Source organism: Sciscionella marina DSM 45152 (genome assembly GCF_000379465.1).
GTDB lineage: Bacteria > Actinomycetota > Actinomycetes > Mycobacteriales > Pseudonocardiaceae > Sciscionella > Sciscionella marina.
In genome coordinates this window covers 352631-372512 of sequence record NZ_KB905381.1, presented here as the reverse complement: position 1 = coordinate 372512, position 19882 = coordinate 352631, and the positions used below count along the sequence as shown (strand labels likewise).

Annotated in this window: 18 protein-coding genes and 1 pseudogene; 10 read left to right on the top strand and 9 right to left on the bottom strand. The window is 70.8% G+C overall.

Annotated features, from left to right (window positions below):
• Nucleotides 1–5: 5 nt before the first annotated feature.
• Nucleotides 6–2807, bottom strand: a complete 2802-nt coding sequence (locus A37U_RS0107685; protein WP_020496043.1) for a glycoside hydrolase family 2 protein — start codon at nt 2805–2807, stop codon at nt 6–8.
• 110 nt (nt 2808–2917) lie between these two features.
• On the opposite strand from A37U_RS0107685, the gene A37U_RS0107680 reads away from it, so the two are divergent.
• Nucleotides 2918–3265: a DUF488 domain-containing protein gene (locus A37U_RS0107680; RefSeq protein WP_040586836.1), complete on the top strand. Its 348-nt coding sequence runs from the start codon at nt 2918–2920 to the stop codon at nt 3263–3265.
• On the opposite strand, the gene A37U_RS42735 is transcribed toward A37U_RS0107680, so the two are convergent.
• The 4 genes from A37U_RS42735 to A37U_RS0107660 are packed head-to-tail and all read right to left on the bottom strand — an operon-like array spanning nt 3226 to nt 6886.
• Nucleotides 3226–3639 (bottom strand): hypothetical protein, encoded by a 414-nt coding sequence (locus A37U_RS42735; protein WP_020496041.1) that lies wholly within the window; start codon nt 3637–3639, stop codon nt 3226–3228. The genes A37U_RS0107680 and A37U_RS42735 overlap by 40 nt on opposite strands.
• Nucleotides 3636–4394 carry an SDR family oxidoreductase gene (locus A37U_RS0107670; protein WP_020496040.1) on the bottom strand — a complete coding sequence of 253 codons (759 nt, stop codon included), beginning with the start codon at nt 4392–4394 and terminating at the stop codon, nt 3636–3638. The genes A37U_RS42735 and A37U_RS0107670 overlap by 4 nt, the downstream gene beginning before the upstream one ends.
• Before the next feature lie 58 nt (nt 4395–4452).
• Entirely contained in the window at nt 4453–5322 is an 870-nt protein-coding gene (locus A37U_RS0107665) for a diacylglycerol/lipid kinase family protein (protein WP_020496039.1), read from the bottom strand.
• 1 nt (nt 5323) lies between these two features.
• Nucleotides 5324–6886 carry an FAD-binding oxidoreductase gene (locus A37U_RS0107660; RefSeq protein ID WP_020496038.1) on the bottom strand — a complete coding sequence of 521 codons (1563 nt, stop codon included), beginning with the start codon at nt 6884–6886 and terminating at the stop codon, nt 5324–5326.
• A gap of 19 nt (nt 6887–6905) precedes the next feature.
• Between A37U_RS0107660 and A37U_RS0107655 the strand changes: the two genes are divergently transcribed.
• The 6 genes and pseudogenes from A37U_RS0107655 (at nt 6906) to A37U_RS0107635 (ending at nt 14350) form a co-directional block, all read left to right on the top strand.
• The gene (locus A37U_RS0107655) at nt 6906–7490 is read left to right on the top strand and encodes a TetR/AcrR family transcriptional regulator (RefSeq protein ID WP_020496037.1); all 585 of its coding nucleotides are present in this window, start codon (nt 6906–6908) and stop codon (nt 7488–7490) included.
• A complete protein-coding gene (locus A37U_RS0107650) occupies nt 7487–9019 on the top strand; it encodes a glycerol-3-phosphate dehydrogenase/oxidase (protein WP_020496036.1) in 1533 nt (510 codons plus the stop codon). Before A37U_RS0107655 ends, A37U_RS0107650 begins: the two co-directional genes overlap by 4 nt.
• Before the next feature lie 258 nt (nt 9020–9277).
• Nucleotides 9278–9529 (top strand): annotated as a pseudogene (locus A37U_RS54805) (helix-turn-helix domain-containing protein); the annotation flags it as partial.
• A gap of 97 nt (nt 9530–9626) precedes the next feature.
• The gene (locus A37U_RS0107645) at nt 9627–10199 is read left to right on the top strand and encodes a sigma-70 family RNA polymerase sigma factor (protein ID WP_020496035.1); all 573 of its coding nucleotides are present in this window, start codon (nt 9627–9629) and stop codon (nt 10197–10199) included.
• A 45-nt stretch (nt 10200–10244) separates the two neighbouring features.
• Nucleotides 10245–12509, top strand: a complete 2265-nt coding sequence (locus A37U_RS0107640; RefSeq protein WP_020496034.1) for a heavy metal translocating P-type ATPase — start codon at nt 10245–10247, stop codon at nt 12507–12509.
• Complete coding sequence (locus A37U_RS0107635) at nt 12506–14350, top strand: cytochrome c oxidase assembly protein (protein ID WP_020496033.1); 1845 nt, start codon at nt 12506–12508, stop codon at nt 14348–14350. Before A37U_RS0107640 ends, A37U_RS0107635 begins: the two co-directional genes overlap by 4 nt.
• A 16-nt stretch (nt 14351–14366) precedes the next feature.
• Here the strand turns inward: A37U_RS0107635 and A37U_RS0107630 are convergent, their stop codons facing one another.
• Both A37U_RS0107630 and A37U_RS0107625 read right to left on the bottom strand, forming a co-directional pair.
• On the bottom strand, nt 14367–14987 hold the full coding sequence (locus tag A37U_RS0107630) for a pyridoxamine 5'-phosphate oxidase family protein (RefSeq protein WP_020496032.1): 621 nt from the start codon (nt 14985–14987) through the stop codon (nt 14367–14369).
• Nucleotides 14984–16192 carry an MFS transporter gene (locus A37U_RS0107625; protein ID WP_020496031.1) on the bottom strand — a complete coding sequence of 403 codons (1209 nt, stop codon included), beginning with the start codon at nt 16190–16192 and terminating at the stop codon, nt 14984–14986. Before A37U_RS0107625 ends, A37U_RS0107630 begins: the two co-directional genes overlap by 4 nt.
• A gap of 215 nt (nt 16193–16407) precedes the next feature.
• Between A37U_RS0107625 and A37U_RS0107620 the strand changes: the two genes are divergently transcribed.
• A complete protein-coding gene (locus A37U_RS0107620) occupies nt 16408–17004 on the top strand; it encodes a TetR/AcrR family transcriptional regulator (protein WP_020496030.1) in 597 nt (198 codons plus the stop codon).
• A 27-nt stretch (nt 17005–17031) separates the two neighbouring features.
• On the opposite strand, the gene A37U_RS0107615 is transcribed toward A37U_RS0107620, so the two are convergent.
• Entirely contained in the window at nt 17032–18072 is a 1041-nt protein-coding gene (locus tag A37U_RS0107615; protein ID WP_020496029.1) for a UDP-N-acetylmuramate dehydrogenase, read from the bottom strand.
• Nucleotides 18073–18097: 25 nt separating this feature from the next.
• Here A37U_RS0107615 and A37U_RS0107610 point away from each other — a divergent pair, with 25 nt between their 5' ends.
• A complete protein-coding gene (locus A37U_RS0107610) occupies nt 18098–18598 on the top strand; it encodes a DUF2505 domain-containing protein (RefSeq protein WP_020496028.1) in 501 nt (166 codons plus the stop codon).
• Complete coding sequence (locus A37U_RS0107605) at nt 18595–19332, top strand: maleylpyruvate isomerase N-terminal domain-containing protein (RefSeq protein ID WP_020496027.1); 738 nt, start codon at nt 18595–18597, stop codon at nt 19330–19332. The genes A37U_RS0107610 and A37U_RS0107605 overlap by 4 nt, the downstream gene beginning before the upstream one ends.
• A 1-nt stretch (nt 19333) precedes the next feature.
• Here the strand turns inward: A37U_RS0107605 and A37U_RS0107600 are convergent, their stop codons facing one another.
• The gene (locus A37U_RS0107600) at nt 19334–19879 is read right to left on the bottom strand and encodes a YbaK/EbsC family protein (protein WP_020496026.1); all 546 of its coding nucleotides are present in this window, start codon (nt 19877–19879) and stop codon (nt 19334–19336) included.
• Nucleotides 19880–19882 lie beyond the last annotated feature (3 nt).

The window sequence follows — 19882 nt, the reverse complement described above, 5'->3', positions numbered from 1 at the left end:
TGGCGCTATCGCACGGTGACCGGAACGGTGTTCCACCCGCCGATGCTGATCTCCGGGCTGCCGCGCAGATCCTTCGCGGAGTAGCTGACCTGGATGCGCTGGCTCTGCCCGGGCCACAGGGTCACCTCGTTGCCCGACCAGATTCCTTGCGGCACAGCGGATCCGTTCGCCGAATCGCGCAGATCGGCGCGCAGGAAGAAGGCCGCAGCGGTACCGGGCGAGGTGTTCCTCAGCGTCACCGTGGTCACTCGCTCGTCCCCGACCTTCCTGGTGTGCGCCTGCGCGGAAACGGTCGCCTTCGGCAGGTCGTGCAGCGCGGAAAGGTCGGCGTAGCCGGTCATCGTGGCCTGCGGATTGCCGAGCGTCTTACCCCAGTCCACGGTGTCCTTGCCGTCCGCGGAACGCCAGTACACGTTGCGGTCCACCAGCTTTCCGGCGCGTTCCAGCCGCAGTTCCACGAAATAGACGCCGTGCTCCGGGGTTTTCGGGGCGAGCACCGAGTTCCGCACTCCCTGGCTCTGCAGGGTCAGCCCCTCGGCACGCTGATCATCGAGCACCGTACCGTGCAGATCGCGCACGACCGCGTGCACCGAGAGATCGCGCGCGGTTTTCCCGGTGAGGTTGTCCACGGTGACGCTGTCCGCACCGTCGGCGTTCTGGGTGTAGAGCGCGTGCAGCGGGCGGTTCGCCGCCTGCGCACCGAAATAACCGCCCGCCTGATCACCGTCGTAGCCGTAGAGTGTCCACAGCAGACTCGGCCAGCCCTTGTTCAGCTGCCAGTAGATCGTTCCCGTCGCGGGCACCGGCTTGTCCGTCGAATGATCGAGGAAGGCCTCGAACTGGGCGCGGGTGTTCTCGTAGTTCTGCACCTGCGCGGCGCGCACATAGGATTCCAGGCTGTTCCACTTCCCGTACCGTTTCGCGAGCGCCGTGTCGAAGTGGTACAGGGTGCCGAACGCGTAGCCGTCGTGCCCGGACTCGTAGTTGTTGTGGTATTGGTGATATTCCGGATCGGTCCACAGTTTGCGCAGCTCTTCGGGAGATAGAAAGGACTTCAGCGAGTCCAGGGTGGGCACGGTGTTGCCCGCGCTCTGTTCGCTGTCGAATCCCCACGCCCCGCCCGCGTTGGTGAGGGAGGAGTCTTCTGTGTCGAAGTGTTTCCTGTCGTACCAGTAGTTCGGTGGAACCCAGTCGTACGGCCCTTCCTTCTCCCCGGCCGGACCGAGTTCCGGGCTGCTCTTGTACTCCGAGGAAGCGATGAACGGGACGTCGAAATCGGCCTCGGCGAAGCCCGCCAGCGATTCCTTCTCCTGCCGCGGGGGCGGCGCGTTGTCGCTCCAGGTGTAGGTGATCACGCTCGGATGCGAACGCAGCCGCTCCCCGATCGAGCGCGCGGACCGGTGCATGATCGCGTAATCCCGTTCGCTGAGCCCGGAACCGTCCTCGGGCGGCTGCCAGGAATCCACGCAGCACAGGAAACCGGACTCGATGAGCATCCCGGCCCGGTCGGCCTGCCGGTAGAAGTCCGGCGGCATCTCGTGGCCTTCGAGGCGCACCAGATTGATCCCCATGTTCTTCATCAGCGCGAACTGGTGTGCGATGTCCCCTCGGGAATAGTGCAGCAGCAGATCCTGGCCGAACCCACCGCCGCGCACCACGAAGGGCCTGCCGTTGATGCTGTACTGCCGCACCCCGTGTGGCGCCGCCTTGGATTTCCCGACCAGCTTCGAGGTCACCGTGCGAATACCGAAGTCCTGGTGCTCGCTGTTCGAGATCCGGCCGTACTGCGCGACCGCGGTGTCCACCGTGTACAGCGGCTGGCCGCCCATCCGGTAGGGCCACCAGATCCTGGGGTGCTCGATCCGCAGCCGGCGCTCATCGGCCGGGGTGAAGCCGACCTGTCGTGTGCTGCGCGGTGGCACGAGAACCGCGCGGTGCAGCGAAATCGGGGCACCCGCGCCACGTGGTCGGCTCACCCGCGCGGTCACCATCGCCCGCTGCGGGCGGTCGCTCGCATTGCTCACCTCGGTCCGCACGGTGAGCTCCGAGTCGTGCAGATCCGCCGCATTGTGTTGCAGTACATGGGAATTCCCGATCGCGACCGGTCCACTGGTGCGCAGCTGGACCAGCAGCTCGATACCGGTCTGGTTGTCCGGAGGAAGCTGACTCCAGTCCAGCGCGGAGAGGGTGAACTGCTTCTGCGGATCGTTCGGGTACATCCGCACCGCGAGCGAGTTCGCGCCCGGCCGCAGCGCCCCGCTCACGTCCAGCCGGTGTTCGGCGAACGCCCCGGACACCTGCGAACGATCGGCGATCTTCTTGCCGTTGAGCCAGATATCGGCCTCGCCGACCACGCCGTCGAGTACCAGCTGATGGTGCCCGCCGAAGTGCGGGTTCGCGGTGAAGGTGGTGCGGAACCACCACGGCACCGCGAACCGTTTGGTCTCCACCGGTCCGCGCTTGGCCTGATAGCCGAAGCACTTGCGCATATTGTCGGAGTAGAAAACGTTGGGGCAGGCACCGTTCTGCACCAGCGCGCCGATCTCGGTGCCCGGCGCACCGGCGTCGTCCGGGCGCACCGGGAGCCAGCCCTTCGTGGCGAATTGCGGGCTGGAGACCTCGGCCCCGCCCTGCGGCGCGTCGGCACTGCTGGCCACTTGCCAGCCCGCTTTCCCGATGGTGCGCAGTCCCTGCGCCGCACTGTCCGGCGCGCCAGCGGCGGCATCCGCGGCGACCGCGGGTATCCCGGAGGCCATGAGCACGAGCGCGGTGATCGAGACGAGTCCTGTTCGCAGCTTCCGGTTCATGCGACCTCCGCTCAGAGTTCGGAAAGTTTCTTAACATAGACCGAACGCGGGCGGAAGGGGTGCGGCCCCAAATACCCCCGGAACGAGCAGTGGAAGCGCACAATGGAAGTATGGCACGACCGACGATACGAATCCGGCGGGTGTACGCCGCCGAGAAACCGGACGAGGGCCTCCGGGTGCTCATCGACCGGCTGTGGCCGCGCGGGGTCCGCCGCGAGGCACTGGCCATGGACGAGTGGGGCAAGGACCTCGCGCCCTCATCCGAACTGCGCACCTGGTATGGCCACCGCCCGGAACGGTTCGACGAGTTCCGCGAGCGCTACCGGGCCGAGCTGAGCGGGAACCCTGCGGTGCACCGGCTGGCACACACCACGGGCACCGTCACCCTGCTCACCGCGACCAAGGACCTGGAGCACAGTCACGCCGTGGTGCTCGCCGAACTGCTCGGCGAGGACTGACGGGTCAGCGCCAGCAGACCGAGCGGGATCGCGATCGCGAAACCGAGCACCACGAGCAATCCGGTCGCGGTCGCCGGGCTCAGGCAGTCGATGAAGCGCACGTGGATGCCGAAGTGCGCCACCGCGAAGACGAGGTACACCAGCAGCGCGAGCCGCGCGAGCCGGAGGCGGAACACCGCGGTGCCCAGCACGACGCAGGTGGCCAGCCCCATCGCGCCGTAATCCATCATCAGGTGCGGGTTGTACGCCATTCCCATCCCGACGACCGGGAACGAGAAGAACCAGTGCGGCAGGAACAGCGCCACGAGCCCGACCGCGAGCTGGGTCAGCGTGAGCAGCGCGAGACCGCCGCGCAGTATCCGGCGCGCGATCATTTCCCCGCTCCCTCGGCGAGGAACCGGGCGAAACCGATCGTCCCGTCGGCGTGCTCCGGGGTGAGGTTGTGCCCTTCCCGGAAGCGGCGCAGCACCGTGCCGGAACCGGGGACGGTGAGCACGGGTTTGTGCCAGCCCCGGGAACGCGCGTACCGGCGGTTGAGCTCGCGCATCCCGAGCACTTCCGGCCCGCCGATCTCCGCGGCCATGCCCTGAGCCGGTCCTCCGGCGAGCAGCGCGAGGCGCTCGGCGACTTCGGTGGTGTCCACCGGCTGGAACCGCAGCCCGGACACGGTCAGCAGGACGGGCGAGAACCGCTGCACCGCGAAGATCTGGGCGAGCAGCTCGTGGAACTGGGTGGCCCGCAGCACCGTCCACGGTATCCCGGAGGCGGCGACCAGCCGTTCGCATTCGAGTTTCGTGCGGTAATAGAAAAACGGGATCGCGTCCACCCCGACGATCGAGACATAGACGAAATGCCGTACGCCCGCGCGCCGCGCCACCTGGAGCAGCCGCTCGGTCGCCGCGCTGTCGGCGCGCCCGATCGTCGTCGCGCCGTGGATCACCGTGCCGATTCCGTCGAGCGCGGCTTCGAGTCCTTCGCCGCTGCTCAGGTCACCGCGCACCCATTCGGCACCGCCACCCGAGCGTGCCCTGCGGCTGAGCGCGCGCACCCGCTCCCCCTGTCCGGCGAGCCGGTCCAGCAGCGCGCCGCCGAGCCGTCCGGACGCCCCGGTCACCAGGATCATGGCCATCCCTTCCTTCCTGTCGCTCTCGACAAGTCAGACCGGACAGCCCCGGTTTTCGTGACAATCAGCCGGTGATCACCCGCAACGCCCCCGGACGCAGCCGCACGGTGACCGGAAGTTCACCGATCACGTCCCCGTCCGCGCACAGCGGGACCGGGCGGTCCACCCGCATGCGGATCTCCCGCGCGGTGCGCAGGCTGACCTCGGGGCGGCGCACATGCGATCCGGTCTTCGCCTCGCGCATGAACCGCACGATCGCCGAACGCGGTCCCTCGCCGACCACGAGCACATCGGCGCGGCCGTCGTCCAGCACGGCGGGCGGCACGATCCGCAAGCCGTGCCCGTAGGCCCCGGAATTCGCCAGCACCACGGTGTTCGCCCGCGCCCGGAGTTGTTCGCCGTCGATCTCGAGGGTGTATTCGGCGGGTTTCCAGCGCAGAAAGGCGAGTACCGGGGCGATCCGGTACAGCAGCGCGGCCGGCACCCACCGGTTGGCGTTGATCAGCACGCTTGCCTTGGAATCGATCCCGGCGTACACGTTGCCGGGCACGATCACCCCGTCCGCGTCGAGCACATCCAGCTCCCGCACCGCGCCCTCGTGCAGCAACGCGGCCAGCCGGTCCGGTTCGGCGGGAAGGCCGAGGGTGCGGGCGAAATCGTTGCCCCGTCCGGCGGGCACGATGCCCAGGGTTCCGCCCGCGCGCACCACCGCGCCCGCGGCATCGCGCACCAGCCCGTCCCCGCCGACGGCGAGCACCACCCGCCCGTTCCCGGCAGCCTCGAACGCGAGCTCACTGGCATGCGCGGCGCTGCGGGTCCGTTCGAGCACGACCTCGGATCCCAAGGCGCGCAAGGCCGCCAGGACCGGGCGGAGCCGCGCGGCCGCCTCCCCACCCCCGGAGACCGGGTTGATCAGGGCGGTGAACTCACGCATCTCAGCCGTCCGCGGGCAGCAGCACGCCGGGGTTCATGATCCCCTCGGGATCGAGCGCGCGTTTGGCCCCGCGCAAGGCGTCGGCCGCGAGCGGGCCGATCTCGTCCAGATAGGTGTCCCGATGATCGGTGCCGACACCGTGATGGTGGGTGATCGCCGCACCCGCGGTGCGGATCGCCGCGTTCGCCGCGTGTTTCGCCTCCGCCCAGCGCCCTGCCGGGTCCGTGCCCTGGGCGCACACCACGGTGAAGTACAGCGAGGCTCCGGTCTCGTAGACGTGCGAGATGTGGCAGAGCACGAGCGCGCGCTCCAGGTGCGCGGTGATCGCCTCGGTGACCGCGGCCTTGACCGTGTCCAGGTTGGACCAGAAGGTCGCCGTTTCCAGGGTTTCCGCGAACGCGCCCGCGTCGAGCAGCGCGTCCCGCAGGTACGGGGCGCGGTATCGCCCGGCCTCCCAGGCCTGCCCGGGGCCGTCGCCGAGCGGTTCCCCGCCCGCCTCGCGCAGCACCTCGTCGATCGCCGAGCGGGATTCGAGCCCGTCCGCGTACCCGATGATCGCCAGGCAGCCGCCCGATCCGGGACCCGCGGCGGGATCCGCGAGGTTCACCGCGGTCTCCGCCTCATCGGAGAGCCGCAGCACGGCGGGCAGCGGGCCGTCCTGGGCGAGGCGGCGCAGTGCGGTCGCGCCCTCGGCGAAGGAACCGAACCGCCAGCCCTCGTAGGCCTGTTCGGCGGGGGCACGGCGCACCCGTACGGTCACCGAGGTGATCACGCCGAGCGTGCCCTCCGAACCGAGCACCAGCTGGCGCAGATCCGGTCCGGTCGCCGCCTTCGGCGCGGTGCCGAGGGTGACCGTGCCGCGCGGGGTGGCCAACGTCAGCCCGACGACCATCTCGTCGAAACGCCCGTATCCGGCGGAGGCCTGACCGGCCGACCGGGCGGCGGCGTATCCGCCGAGGCAGGCTCCCTCGTAGGACTGCGGGAAATGCCCGAGGGTGTACCCGCGTTCGCCGAGCGACCGCTCGGCTTCGGGGCCCCGCGTCCCGGCCCCGAACCGTGCAGTGCGCGAGATCTCGTCGAACTCCTGCAGACCGGTGAGCGCGCGGGTGTCCAGGCTGATCACCGCGGCGAACCCGGAGCGCGCCGGGACCAGCCCGCCGACCACCGAGGTGCCACCGGAGTAGGGCACCACGGCGATCCGGTGCGCGGCGCAGGTCTCCAGTACCGCGACCGTCTGCTCGTGCGTTCCCGGACTGACCACCGCGTCCGGGGCGTCCGCCGCATCCCCGGCGCGCAGGGCCAGCAGGTCGGGGGTGGACCAGCCGCGCGTGTGCCCCACACGCGCGGCCCGCCCGGTCTGTACCCGGTCCGCACCGACGATCGCTGCGAGCGCCGCCTCGGCCGGTTCGCTCAGCACCGGATCCGGCAGCGCGGCCTGTTCGACGGCGACCGGCGGGTTCTCCGGTTCCCGCACCCCGAAGGCGGCGAGCGCGGCGCGGACGGCCTCGGGCAGCTCCAGCGAAGCGGTGCCCCAGCGGTACGGGTGGAATTCTGGGCTCGACACTGTTACAAATTGACACACTATGTCGCAGCGACGCAATACCCTCGAGCCGGCGAACGCCATCCCGGAGGAGCAGATCCTGGACGCCGCCTACGAACTGCTGCTCGGGATCGGGGTACGCCGGATGACGATGTCCGATATCGCCCGCGCCAGCGGGGTCTCCCGCGCCACGCTCTACCGGCGCTGGAGCGATGTGCGCCAGGTCGTGGCCGCGCTGATGACCCGCGAATGGGCGCGGCTGGGGATCGCGGCCCAGCACGGCGAGGTCGACCTCGCCGAGGAACTGGTGCGGGTGGTCCGGCAGGTGCGCGCGCACCCGATGCTGCAGAAGATCATCGCGCTCGACCCGGAGGTTCTGCTGCCCTATCTGGTACGGCGCAGGGGAACCACCACGACCGCGCAGCTCGGCACGATCGAGGCGGCGCTGACCGCGGGCGCGGAACGGGGCACCGTGCGCGCGGGCGATCAGGACGCCCGGGCCAAGGCCGTGCTGCTGACCGCGTGGTCGTTCACCCTCACCGGACCGGTACTCGCCGAGACCGAGGCCGAACTCACCGCGCTGGACGAGGAACTGCGCCAACTGCTCACGAGGTATCTCACGCCATGAACCCCGATCCGAACCCCGATCTGAACGCGGGCCGCCGCACCGCCGAACTCGCCGCGCTCGAAGCCGATCCCCGGGTGGATGTGCTCGTGATCGGCGGCGGGGTCACCGGGACGGGCATCGCACTGGACGCGGTATCCCGCGGCCTTTCCGTGGTGCTCGCCGAACGCGCCGATCTGGCCAACGGCACCAGTAGGTGGAGCTCCAAACTCGTGCACGGCGGGCTGCGGTATCTGGCCAGCGGCGGGGTCGGCATCGCCTACGAGAGCGCGGTGGAACGCGGCATTCTCCTCGAACGCACCGCGCCGCATCTGGTTCACCCGCTGCCCCAGCTCATCCCGCTGCTGCCCGGGGTGTCCAAGAGCGAGTCCGCACTGGTGCGCGCCGGATACCTGGCCGGGGACGCACTGCGCACCGCGGCGCGGACCTCCCCGGCCACGCTTCCCCGCTCGCGGCGCGTCCGGCCCTCCCTGGTGCGCAGGCTCGCCCCGACCGTGCGCGGCGAAGGGCTGCGTGGCGGACTGGTGTTCTGGGACGGCCAGCTCACCGATGACGCCCGCCTGGTCACCGCGCTCGCCAGGACCGCGGCGGCGCACGGGGCCCGGGTGCTCACCCGGTGCGCGGCCGGTGCGGTCACCGGGGACGGCGCGGTGCTGCGGGACACCATCGGCGGACGCGGTATCCAGGTGCGAGCCCGCGCGGTGGTCAACGCGGCCGGGGTGTGGGCCGGTGAACTGGCCGAGGGTGTGCGGCTGCGCCCGAGCCGGGGAACCCACCTGGTGTTCCCGTCCAGCGAGTTCGGCGGCCTCACCGCGGGGCTCACGATCCCGGTTCCCGGTGAGCGCAACCGGTTCGTGTTCGCGCTGCCCGCCAGGGACGGCCGGGTGTACGTCGGGCTCACCGACGAGGAGGCCGAGGGTCCGATCCCGGATGTGCCCGAGGCGAGCGCGGCCGAGATCGATTTCCTGCTCGACACGGTCAATTCCGCGCTCGCCGAGCCACTGGACCGCGCTCGCCTGCTCGGCACCTACTCCGGGCTCCGGCCGCTGCTCGACACCGGAGGCGGGCGCACCGCGGATGTGTCCCGGGAACACAGCGTGCTGCACGGTACCGATGGACTGATCACGATCGTCGGCGGAAAGCTCACCACCTATCGGCGGATGGCCCAGGACGCGGTCGATGCCGCCGTGGGCTCCAGGAACCTCGCCGCGGGCCCGTGCCGCACGAAACGGCTCCCCCTCGTCGGCGCCACCCCGCGCGGCAGACTGGCTTCGGTGCCCGCACCGGCCCGGCTGGTGCGCGCTTACGGCACCGAGGCTCCCCGGGTGCTCGCCGAAGCGCACGGCGATCCGGAGCTGCTCGCCCCGATCGCCGAGGGCACCACGGTCACCGGTGCCGAGCTGCGGTTCGCGATCCGCAACGAGGGCGCCCTGCTGGCCGAGGATGTGCTGGATCGTCGCACCCGCATCGGGCTGGATCCGGAACTGCGCGCGCACGTGCTGCCGCTCGTGGCGCGGTATTTCCCGGACTAAGCACGCATCCGCCGGATCCTCTGGCCCGCCGTGCAGCGCGCGAATCCGGGAACGGCAAGGGGCGAGCAGCGCGCCGAACACCGCCCCGCTCACGGCACCGGCAGCCGGATCGCGCCGCCGCGCGGGGAGGCACGGTGCCACCGAGATCCGCGGAGCCCAGTTCGAACACGATCCGCCCGGAGTGCGGGAGCCGGTCCTGCCCGAGACCTCCCCGCTGCTGCGTGAGGCGGTGCTCGCCCTTACCGGGAACAAGCCGCCTTGTCCGGAAAAGGAGACCTTGCTCCGTGCGCTGGTCGGCATGGAACTGCGCCCGGCGAGCGCACCCTTTCCCGGCTGTTCCACCGCGAACCGGGCACCACGTTCCCACGCTGGCGCGGCCAACTGTCGCTGCCGCACGCCGCGATCGCGCTCGCCGAGGGCCGTTCGGTCACCGGCATCCCGGACGAGTTCGGGTACAGCAGCCCGAGCGCGTTCATCGCGACCTTCGCCAGTACCCCGGGCGCCTGCCAGGCGGCGACCCGTCGACTGGCGCGCGGGCCGGACAATCCACGTCACACTAGGCGTGCGCAGGCGCGGGGCCGTTCCGGGCGTGGTCTACCGTTGGCGTATGCCTGCGCGCCGTCCCGAACACGACGAGCGGGTGACCGCACTCGCGCTCACCGCCGCACGGGGGGACTCCTGCGCTCTCGAGGCCTGGGTGCGCGAAACGCAGGCGGATGTGTGGCGGTTCCTCGCGCACCTCGTGGACAGCGCCGCGGCCGACGACCTGACCCAGGAGACCTACCTGCGGGCGTTCGGCTCGCTGTCCCGGTTCGCCGGGCGGTCCTCCTCGCGGGCCTGGCTGCTCTCGATCGCGCGCCGGGTCGCGGTGGACCGGGTGCGCGCGGCGCGGGCCCGGCCGCGGATCGCCGAGCACATCGACTGGCAGGCCGCGGCCGAACAGCGCGGTTCCTCGGCCGAACCGGGCCCCGATGAGCAGGTCGAACTGCGTATCCTGCTCGATCAGCTCGACCCGCAGCGGCGCGAGGCACTGATCCTGACCCAGGTGCTCGGTTACAGCTACACCGAGGCCGCGCAGGTGTGCTCGGTCCCGGTCGGCACCATCCGGTCCAGGGTCGCGCGTGCGCGCGAGGACCTCATCGCGGCACGATCGATGACACCGAAGGACGATGCGATCTGACACGCGGCGGAGCACACGACTCCGATCGCGAGCACGGAGGTAGGCATGACCGACCCGTCGGCCACGGTCACCGAGACCGCGGGCGCAGCAGCACAGGACCGGGTGGTCGAGCTGGCGGTCACCGGGATGACCTGCGCGGCTTGCGCGGCACGGGTGGAACGCAAGCTGAACAAACTCGACGGCGTCCAGGCTACCGTCAACTTCGCCACCGAGAAGGCGACCGTGCACGCGCCCGATTCGGCGAGCGAACAGGACCTCGTGACCCAGATCGAGCGCGCCGGATACGGCGCCGCACCGGTGGAACCGCCGAAACCGCCCGAGGAACAGGACGAGGACTCCCACGTGCGCTCGCTGTGGCGGCGGCTCGTGGTGGCCTTGCTGCTCGGCCTCCCGGTCGGGGACCTGTCGATCACCCTCACCCTGGTGCCCTCACTGCGGTTCACCGGCTGGCAGTGGGTGCTGCTCGTGATGACCATCCCGGTGGTCACCTGGTGCGCCTGGCCGTTCCACAAGAAGGCGGCAACCGGGCTGCGACACGGCGCGAGCTCGATGGACACCCTGGTCTCGATCGGCATCGTCGCCGCGAGCGCCTGGTCGCTGTACACGGTGTTCGCCGAGCAGGGCGGCGCCGCGTCGGACGAGGGCATCCTCGGGCTCATCTTCGCCCCGAGCGGTTCGATCTACCTCGAGGTCGCCGCGGGCGTGACCATGTTCGTGCTCGCCGGGCGGCTGTTCGAGGCCAAGGCCAAACGCAATGCTGGCGGTGCGCTCGCCGCGCTGGCCGCACTGGGCGCGCGCGAGGTCACCGTGCTGCGCGCGGACGGCACCGAGGACCGGATCACCGCCGAGGAACTGCGTATCGGGGACCGTTTCCTCGCCCGCCCCGGTGAGACGATCGCCGCGGACGGCACCGTGCTCGACGGGGTCACCGCGGTCGACACCAGCCCGATGACCGGCGAGTCGATGCCCGCCGAGGTCGGCCCGGGCGACACGGTCACCGGCGGCACCGTGGTACAGGCCGGGCGGCTGGTGATCGAGGCGAGCGCGGTCGGCTCGGCAACGAAACTCGCCAAGCTGGTACGCCTCGTGGAACGCGCCCAGGAGGACAAGGCCGGGGTCCAGCGGCTCGCCGACCGCATCTCCGCGGTGTTCGTGCCGATCGTGGTCGGACTGGCCGTGCTCACCCTGCTCGGCTGGCTGCTCGCCGGATCCGGGGCCACGCACGCGGTCAGCGCGGCCATCGCGGTGCTGATCATCGCCTGCCCGTGCGCGCTCGGCCTGGCCACCCCGACCGCGCTGCTCGTCGCCTCCGGCCGCGGCGCCCAGCTGGGCGTGTTCATCAAGCACCAGCAGGCACTGGAATCCGCGCGCGCCATCGACACCGTGGTCCTGGACAAGACCGGCACCCTCACCGAGGGCCGGATGACCGTGGTGGACACCGCCACCGCGGAGGGCGTCGCGCGCGCCGAACTGCTCCGGCTGGCCGCCGCGGTCGAGCACGCCTCCGAACACCTCGCCGCGCGCGCCATCATCGCACTGGCCGACACCGAACTCGAGGAACTGCCCGCGGTCACCGACTTCACCGCCCGCTCCGGGCTGGGCGCGCAGGGCACCGTCGAGGGGCGTGCGGTGCTGGTCGGCTCCGCGCGGCTGCTCGCGGATTCGGGCATCGAACTGGACGGGGAACTCGCCGCGCTGCGCGGCACCTGGGAGCAGGCGGGCCGCACCTCGGTCGCGGTCGCCGTGGACGGCACGGTGTTCGGCCTGTTCGCGCTCGCCGACACGATCAAACCGAGCGCGGGCCGCGCGATCGAGCGGCTGCACGGACTCGGCCTGCGCACCGTGCTGCTCACCGGGGACAACACCGCGACCGCGAACGCCGTGGCCGGTGAACTCGGTATCGGCGAGGTGATCGCCGAGGTGCTGCCCGCGGACAAGGCGGCGGTGATCGAGAAACTGCGCGGTGCAGGCCGCTCGGTCGCCATGGTCGGCGACGGGATCAACGACGCACCCGCCCTGGCCAGCGCCGATCTCGGGCTCGCCGTGGTCACCGGGACCGATCTCGCGCTCGAGGCCGCCGACCTGATCCTGGTGCGCGCCGACCTCGACGTGGTGCCGACCGCGATCACCCTGGCGCGCGCGACCCTGCGCACCATCCGGGGCAACTTCACCTGGGCATTCGGCTACAACATCGCCGCGATCCCGATCGCGGCGGCCGGACTGCTCAACCCCCTGATCGGCGCGGCGGCGATGGCGCTGTCCTCGCTGTTCGTGGTCTCCAACAGCCTTCGGCTGCGTCGGCACCGATGACCCGGTTCCGTACCGTCGCGCTACTCGCCGCACTGCTCGCGGTCCTGGGCACCGCACTGATCGGCGTGTTGTCCGGAACCCTGCCCTACACCGCGCTCGGCAACGGTGATCCCGGCGCGCTGGTGCGGATCGGGGCGCCGGTGCTGCGCGCGGTGGCCACCGTCTCGGCGGCGCTGGCACTCGGCGGGCTCGCCTTCGCCACACTGGTGAGCACCCCGCGCGCAGGCGGGCTGCTCTCCCCGGTCGGCTACGACGCGGTGCGCAGCGCGGGGCGGTGGGCGCTGCTCTGGTTCCTCGCCTCGGCCGTGCTCGTCCCCTTCGATGTGGCCGACCGTTCCGGGGAAACGCTCGGGCGCTCCTTCGCGCAGGTTTTCGGCGGCGGGGACCCGTTTCCCCTGCTGGCCGCGATGGAAAGTCCGATGGGCTGGCTGCTGTCCGCGGTACTCGCCGCGGCGACCGCGCTGAGCGCCCGGTTCGTGCTGCGCTGGCTGCCCGCGGTCGCGGTGCTCCTGCTCGGGGTGCTCGCGCTGCTTCCCCCACTGGTCACCGGGCACGCCGCGTCCGAAGCGGGCCACGATCTGGCGAGCGCGGCGATCGTGGTGCACGTTCCGGTCGCCGCGATCTGGGGCGGGGTTCTGGTCGCGCTGCTGCGCCCACGCTGGCGCACCGGCCTCGAACCACGCCGCTACCGCAGACTGGCCGGCGTGGCCTGGTGCGTGCTCGTGGTCTCCGGGGTGTTCAGCACAGCCCCGATGTTCGGTTCCCCCGGTCAGCTCTTCGGCACCGGCTACGGGCGTCTGCTGCTGGTCAAGCTCCTGCTCGTGCTGCTGCTCGGGCTCGCGGGGCTGGCGTTGCGGCGCAATCGCATCGCCCCGGTGCTCGAACTGCTCCTGCTCGCCGCGGCGGGTGCGGCCTCGTTCGGGCTCAGCCACCTCGCCCCGCCCGCCTTCATCGGTTCCCAGGGCACCGTGCAGGAGACCCTGCTCGGCTACAACCTCTCCGCCGCCCCGGATCTGCTGCGGCTGCTCACCGACTGGCGGTTCGATCCGCTGCTCGGTTCGCTGTCCATCCTGCTCGCCCTCACCTACCTGATCGGGCTGCTTCGCCTGCGCCGCAACGGGGAACAGTGGCCGACCGGGCGCAGCCTCGCCTGGTTCGCGGGCTGTCTCGTGCTGCTGCTCGCCACCAGCTCCGGGATCGGGCGGTACGCGGGCGGAATGTTCAGCGTGCACATCACCAGCCACATGCTGGTGTCCATGCTCGCCCCGCTGCTGCTCGCCGTCGGGGCACCGCTGAGCCTGGCCCGTTCGCAGCGGCTCGACGTGCTCGCCAACTCCGGCGCGCTGCGTGTGCTCACCCATCCCTTCGTGGCGCTCGCGCTGTTCGGCGGCGGCCCGTTCCTGCTGTACTTCACCGGGCTGTTCGACGCGGCCATCCGGTTCCACTGGGCGCATGTGGCCATCAACGTGGTGTTCCTCGCCATCGGCTACCTGTTCGCCTGGCCGGTCGCCGGTGCCGATCCCACCCCGCGCCCACTGCCCACCCTCGGCAGGCTCGGCATGCTGCTCGCCGCCATGCCACTGGACATCGTCTTCGGCGCGCTGCTCACTTCCACCGACCGGATCATCGGCAACAGCCTCGGCGGCGGGAACATGTACACCGCGCTCGCCCTGCCCTGGGTTCCCGATCTGCGCGCCGACCAGTTCCTCGCCGGCACCCTGGCGCTGCTCATCGGCGAACTCTCCCTGTTGATCGCCGTTGTCGCCCTGCTGGTGCGGTGGAAGAGCATCGACCGCGAACTCCAGGCCATGGACGTGGACCTGCCCGCCGGGATTCGCTGAGCGCCCCGGTCGCCGCTCAGCGCTCACCGAGCCTGCGGCGCAATTCCGCGTTCTCCGCGTGCAGTGCCCGCATGCGCTGTTCCACCCCGGCAAGGGCCTCGCCGAACTCGGCGCGGGTGAACCGCTGGGTGATGTGCTGCGGACAGTTCCACGCGAAGCCCTCCACGGTGATCACGAGGACACGTTCGGCCCGCCCGTCCGTACGCGGTTCGGCGACCGCTCCGGCGAGCTGCGCATCCTCGTCCAGTGCCCTCGTTTCCGCGCGCCCCAGTATCTTCAGCCTGCGCTGGAACGCGAAGTCGAGTAACAGCACGGAGATCCGCGCATCACCGTGCAGGTTGCCGCTGGTGATGTACTGCCGGTTGCCGCGCACATCCAGGAAGGCCAGCCGATGCTCGTCGAGCACGTGCACGAACCCCGGCGGGCCGCCGCGGTACTGCACATAGGGCCAGCCGGTCTCTCCCACGGTGGCCAGAAAACAGTCCTCCCGTTCGGTGATGAACCGCGCCTCGGTCTCGGTGAGCGGATCCGGCAGCGGCCCGGCGTCCACCGCGTGCGCGTTCGCCCGCGCGCTGCCCGCCCGTTCCTGGAAGGCTCGGACCTGCTCGGTGAACGCGAGTGCGGCATAGCGGCTCATGACACACCCACCGATCGCCTCGCCGACTCGCGGGTCCGGGTTCGGCTCCGGCAGGCCAGTGCCACACAGATCCCGCCGAGCACCACCAGCGCGGCGAATCCGAACGCCGCGCGGAAACCCAGGAGCTGCGCCAGAATCCCACTCCCCGGTGCGGCCACCAGCAGCCCCAGATCCCAGAACGCCGTCATCACCCCGACCGAGGTGCCGGGGCTCAGTGGTCCCGACCGAGCCAGGGTCGTGTGCACCGTCGCCGGGAACATCAGGGCCACCCCTGCTCCGGAAAGGCCCGCACCGAGCAATGCGGTCAGCACGCTGCCCGGGGCCGCGAGCAGACCGAGGCCGAACACCTCGGCCAGTAACACCACGGGCGCGAGTGCGGCGCCACCGAACCGGTCGACCATTGGGCTGCCCAGCGCACGGGCGAGCAGGAAACACACCGCGAACACCGTGAGGGCCAGATCCTGACCGCCGATCCCCCGCGCACCGAGGTAGAGCACGAGCAGCGCACTGATCGCCCCGTAGCCGTACGCCGAGAGACCGAACGCCAGCCCCGGAAGCGCGGCCCCACGCGGCAGCAGATCACGAAGCCTCGAGGGCAGGATGCTGCCGCGCGCGCCCCGCCGCGCACGGGTACTCAGCACGAGCACGGCCGAAGCCGCGCCGAGTACCGCCACCAGCCACCACACCCCGGGCGGACCGCCCGCCCGCGCCAGCACCGTGGCCAGCACCGGGCCACCGGCGAGGCCGCCCCACATCGACAGTCCGAACCATCCCGCGATCCGCCCCCTTCTGGCCACCGGGACTCCGGCGAGCACCCACGGGATCGCCGCCGAGAACAGTGCCGCTTCACCGGCGCCCATCAGTACCCGGGCCAGCAGCAACCATCCGATGTCCGGGGCGAGCAGATGACCGAACCCGCCCAGCGCCGTCAGCACCCCGCCGAGCAACACCACCGGCCGTGCCCATCCCGAATCCGCGGCCCGCCCCGCGAACGGCCGGGTCGCCGCGGTCGCCGCGAACGCGATGCCGACCGCGAGCCCGGCAAGCACCGTGCCGCTGTGGAAACGCGTCACCACATAGCCGGGAAGCGTCTGCAGCGTCGCGCCGAGCGCCAGGTAACCGGCGAGCACGGCGATCCACAGCCGGGTGGTGGGAGTGGCGGTGGGAGTGGATGCCGAGCGAAGGGCATCGGCTGAGTTCGGCATAGTTGGTACAGTACAGTACTTTCTTGTTCTGATGGAACAGTCCAGTACCTTCTTCGACAGGACGGGAGGCGCCCCAAGGCCGAATGAGCGCTACAGCGGGGATGAGAACGCCCGGGGCGAGATAAGATGATCCCGTACTGTCCTATCCGCCCCTATCCGCCCTGCTGTAATCCCACCCTGCGCTACCCGCAGAGCGCCGAAGAAGGAGACGAATCATGCCAGTGCAACGCGGCGCGGCGCTCGATCCGGAAGCGACCAAGGCGAAGGTGCTCAAGGCGGCGGGCGAGCTGTTCTATGAGCGCGGCGTGCACGCGGTCGGGGTGAACGACATCGCAGCCCGGGCCAATGCCTCGAAGCTGAGCATCTACCGCTATTTCCAATCCAAGGAGGGCCTCGTCGCCGCGATGGTCGCGCAGCGCAGCGAGCAGACCCACGAGGAGCTCGCCGCGGAACTGGCCGGAATCGCACCTGGTGCCCAGCGCGTGCTCGCCCTGTTCGACGCGATCCGCAGGGGTTTCACCAAGAACGGCTACCGCGGTTGCCCGGTGATCAACACCAGCATCGACACCCGCAACCAGGACGAGGATGTGCGCACCATCGCGCGCACCCACCTGAACCGCTACCGCAAACTGCTGGTGGCCGAGCTCGAACACGGCGGGTTCGAGAAACCGCGCGAGCTCGCCAAGCAGCTCACGGTGCTCATCGAGGGCGCGATGGTGATCAGCGCGGTCGAGCGCAGCAACGAGGCGGGAAACCACGCCCGGGCCGCCGCCGAGAGCCTGCTCGGTCTCGGCGCGCCGCGAGCGCACTGAGCAGCGCGGTCACGCCGACCGGCCCGCTCAGAGTTCGCAGCCGACGAACACGGGTTCGTTGTGCAGCCGAACCCCGAATGCCTCGAGCACCCCGTCCCGCACCTCCCTGGCGAGCACGAGCAGGTCCTCGGTGCTCGCCCCGCCCCGGTTGGTCAGTGCGAGCACGTGTTTGCCGGACAGTGCAGCGCGGCCGCCCGGACCCGGGTGCCCCTTGCCGAATCCGGCGGACTGGATGAGCCAGGCCGCGGACAGTTTCACCCCGCCCTCGGCGGGATAGCGTGGCATGCTCTCGGCACCCGAACGTTCGAGCACGGCGTCGGCCTGTGCCTCGGAAACGATCGGATTGGTGAAGAACGACCCTGCGCTCCAGGTGTCGTGATCCTCGGGATCGAGCACCATTCCCTTGCCACGGCGCAGTTCGAGCACGGCGGCGCGGGCATCCGCGAGCGGCACCCGCTGTCCCTCCTCGGCGCCGAGGGCGCGGGCGAGCTCGGCGTACCGGATTGGCCCCGAAAGACCGTCCGCGGACAGCCGCAGCCGCACGCGCAGCACCACGGCGCGATCGGTGTTCTTCAGCAGGCTCGTCCGGTAGGCGAGGCCGAGCTCCGCGGCGGGGATGGTGCGCACCTGGCCACTGGAGCGCTCGTACAGGTCCACCGAGACCAGCGTCTCGGCGATCTCGCTGCCGTAGGCCCCGACGTTCTGAATGGGTGTCGCGCCCGCGAGGCCGGGGATCCCGGACAGTGTTTCGACCCCGCCACGCCCTTGCGCGACGGTCCACGCGACGAACTCGTCGAACGGGGTTCCCGCTTCGACGGTGACCAGTCCGTCCTCGATACGGGAACCGGTGTTGGCCAGCGCCACCACGGTTCCGTCGAATCCGGCGTCGGCGATCACCAGATTGGAGCCACCGCCGAGCACGAGCAGTCGCTGCCCGGCGGCGTCCAGCGAGCGTACGGCCTCGACCACGTCCCCGGCGGTCTCGGCGCGCACGAGCCGGTTCGCGTTGCCGCCGAGGCGCAGGGTGGTGTAGCCGGCGAGCGGGGTGGTCGTGCGTGCGCTTGTCACAGCCGATAACGGTAACCTTCTCGCCATGGCACGCAGCATCGAGCACCGCACTACCTTCTCCGCGGACGCGAAGACCGTGCACGACGCCCTCGTGGACAAACAGTTCATCAACGCGAAGCTGGCCAAGCTCGGCGGGCCGCACGCGCAGCTCACCGAGCACCGCGTCGATGCGGCGGCGACGCGGATCCACACCAAGCACGGCATTCCGGCGCAGAAGCTGCCCGGCCCGGTCCGCGCCCTGCTCGGCGGCGACCTCACGATCGTGCGCACCGAAGAGTGGCGCGCGGACGGTGACGGATATCGCGGCGAAATCTCGGTCACCGTGCCCAACGCCCCCGGCGCACTCACCGGCACCTCGCGCATCACCGGGGCCCAGGGGTCGAGCACCCAGGAGCTGCGCGGCGAGATCAAGGTCAGCATCCCGGTCGTCGGCTCGAAGGTGGAGGAATCCGTCTCCGGGCACATCATCAAGCTGCTGGACAACGAGGCAGCGTTCCTCGCCGAATGGCTCGGTTCGGGCGAATGAACAGCGAATACCGGCGGTTCATCGCGGAGTTCGACCGGCACGCGAACGCGCTGCTGGACGCCGCGGCGCAGGCCGGGCCGGACGCCCCGGTGCCCACCTGCGGTTCCTGGGTGATGCGGGATCTGCTCGGGCACGTGAGTACGCTGCACCGCTGGGTGACCGACCTCACCGCGCTCACCCCGGAGGACAAGGCCGCGGCCATGGAAACCCCGCCGGGGGACTACGCGGAACTGCTCGACCGGGCGCGCACCAATGCGGCCGCGCTGACCGCGAGGCTCACCGAACTGGGCCCGCAGCACGCGTGCAAGGCGTTCCATTGGTCCCCGCAGAACACGGCGTTCTGGGCGCGGCGGCAGGCGCACGAGATCGCGATCCACCGGCTCGATGCGGAGCTCGCGGTCGGCGGGGAACCGGGACCGCTCTACCCGCCCGAGCTCGCCGCGGACGGGATCGCCGAGCTACTCCTCGACATGATGCCCGGCCTGGCCCCGCGCAGGGAACCGGTCGGGGTGCGCGGCACGGTGCTGTTCGCGCCGAGCGACAGCGAGCGTTCCTGGCTGGCCCACCTCGAACCGGGCGAACCGGTCAGGATCACCGAGGAGGCCGCAGCCACCACAGCGGACGCCGGCGTGACCGGGACCGCGGACGCCGTGTTCCGCGCGGTGTGGGGCCGCCCGGGCACGGCGGTGACCGCCGGAGAGCCCGGGCTGTTCGAGCCGCTGCGGGCCCCGTAGCTCAGCTACCGAGGGCTTCCAGCACTTCGGCGTTCGGCAGCGCGGCGAGCACATCCCCTGGCACGAGCAGTTTCGCGTCCCGAATCCCGGCACCGATCACGAGTTCGGGTGCCTTCGCGACCGCGGAATCGATCAGCAGCGGCCAGTCCGCGGGCAGCCCGATCGGGGTGATCCCACCGTAGGCCATGCCGGTCAGCTCGACGGCGCGGTCCATCGGCGCGAACGAGGCTTTGCGCACATCGAGGTGCTTGCGGACCACGTTGTTGATGTCCGCGCGGGTGGTGGCGAGCACCAGGCAGGCGGCGAGTTTTTCTTCCCCGCCGCGTTTGCCCGCCACTACGACGCAGTTCGCGGAGGCCTCGATCGGCGAGTCGTAGTGTTCGCAGAACTGCGCGGTGTCGGCGAGTTCCGGATCGATTTCCACGACGGCGCAACGGTTCCGGGTTTGCGCGTCCAGGCCGGCGAGCGCGGCGGCAACGGGCTCGCCGAGCAGATCGGTGCGGTCGTCCACGGAGTGCGCGCTCAGGGTTCCGGCGATGGTCCACATGCG

Bases quoted from the DNA above. Each gene is read 5' to 3' on its own strand.
- A37U_RS0107685 (WP_020496043.1), bottom strand. From the start codon at position 2,807: ATGAACCGGAAGCTGCGAACAGGACTCGTCTCGATCACCGCGCTCGTG.
- A37U_RS0107680 (WP_040586836.1), top strand. From the start codon at position 2,918: ATGGCACGACCGACGATACGAATCCGGCGGGTGTACGCCGCCGAGAAA.
- A37U_RS42735 (WP_020496041.1), bottom strand. From the start codon at position 3,639: ATGATCGCGCGCCGGATACTGCGCGGCGGTCTCGCGCTGCTCACGCTG.
- A37U_RS0107670 (WP_020496040.1), bottom strand. From the start codon at position 4,394: ATGGCCATGATCCTGGTGACCGGGGCGTCCGGACGGCTCGGCGGCGCG.
- A37U_RS0107665 (WP_020496039.1), bottom strand. From the start codon at position 5,322: ATGCGTGAGTTCACCGCCCTGATCAACCCGGTCTCCGGGGGTGGGGAG.
- A37U_RS0107655 (WP_020496037.1), top strand. From the start codon at position 6,906: ATGTCGCAGCGACGCAATACCCTCGAGCCGGCGAACGCCATCCCGGAG.
- A37U_RS0107650 (WP_020496036.1), top strand. From the start codon at position 7,487: ATGAACCCCGATCCGAACCCCGATCTGAACGCGGGCCGCCGCACCGCC.
- A37U_RS0107645 (WP_020496035.1), top strand. From the start codon at position 9,627: ATGCCTGCGCGCCGTCCCGAACACGACGAGCGGGTGACCGCACTCGCG.
- A37U_RS0107640 (WP_020496034.1), top strand. From the start codon at position 10,245: ATGACCGACCCGTCGGCCACGGTCACCGAGACCGCGGGCGCAGCAGCA.
- A37U_RS0107635 (WP_020496033.1), top strand. From the start codon at position 12,506: ATGACCCGGTTCCGTACCGTCGCGCTACTCGCCGCACTGCTCGCGGTC.
- A37U_RS0107630 (WP_020496032.1), bottom strand. From the start codon at position 14,987: ATGAGCCGCTATGCCGCACTCGCGTTCACCGAGCAGGTCCGAGCCTTC.
- A37U_RS0107625 (WP_020496031.1), bottom strand. From the start codon at position 16,192: ATGCCGAACTCAGCCGATGCCCTTCGCTCGGCATCCACTCCCACCGCC.
- A37U_RS0107620 (WP_020496030.1), top strand. From the start codon at position 16,408: ATGCCAGTGCAACGCGGCGCGGCGCTCGATCCGGAAGCGACCAAGGCG.
- A37U_RS0107610 (WP_020496028.1), top strand. From the start codon at position 18,098: ATGGCACGCAGCATCGAGCACCGCACTACCTTCTCCGCGGACGCGAAG.
- A37U_RS0107605 (WP_020496027.1), top strand. From the start codon at position 18,595: ATGAACAGCGAATACCGGCGGTTCATCGCGGAGTTCGACCGGCACGCG.
- A37U_RS0107600 (WP_020496026.1), bottom strand. From the start codon at position 19,879: ATGTGGACCATCGCCGGAACCCTGAGCGCGCACTCCGTGGACGACCGC.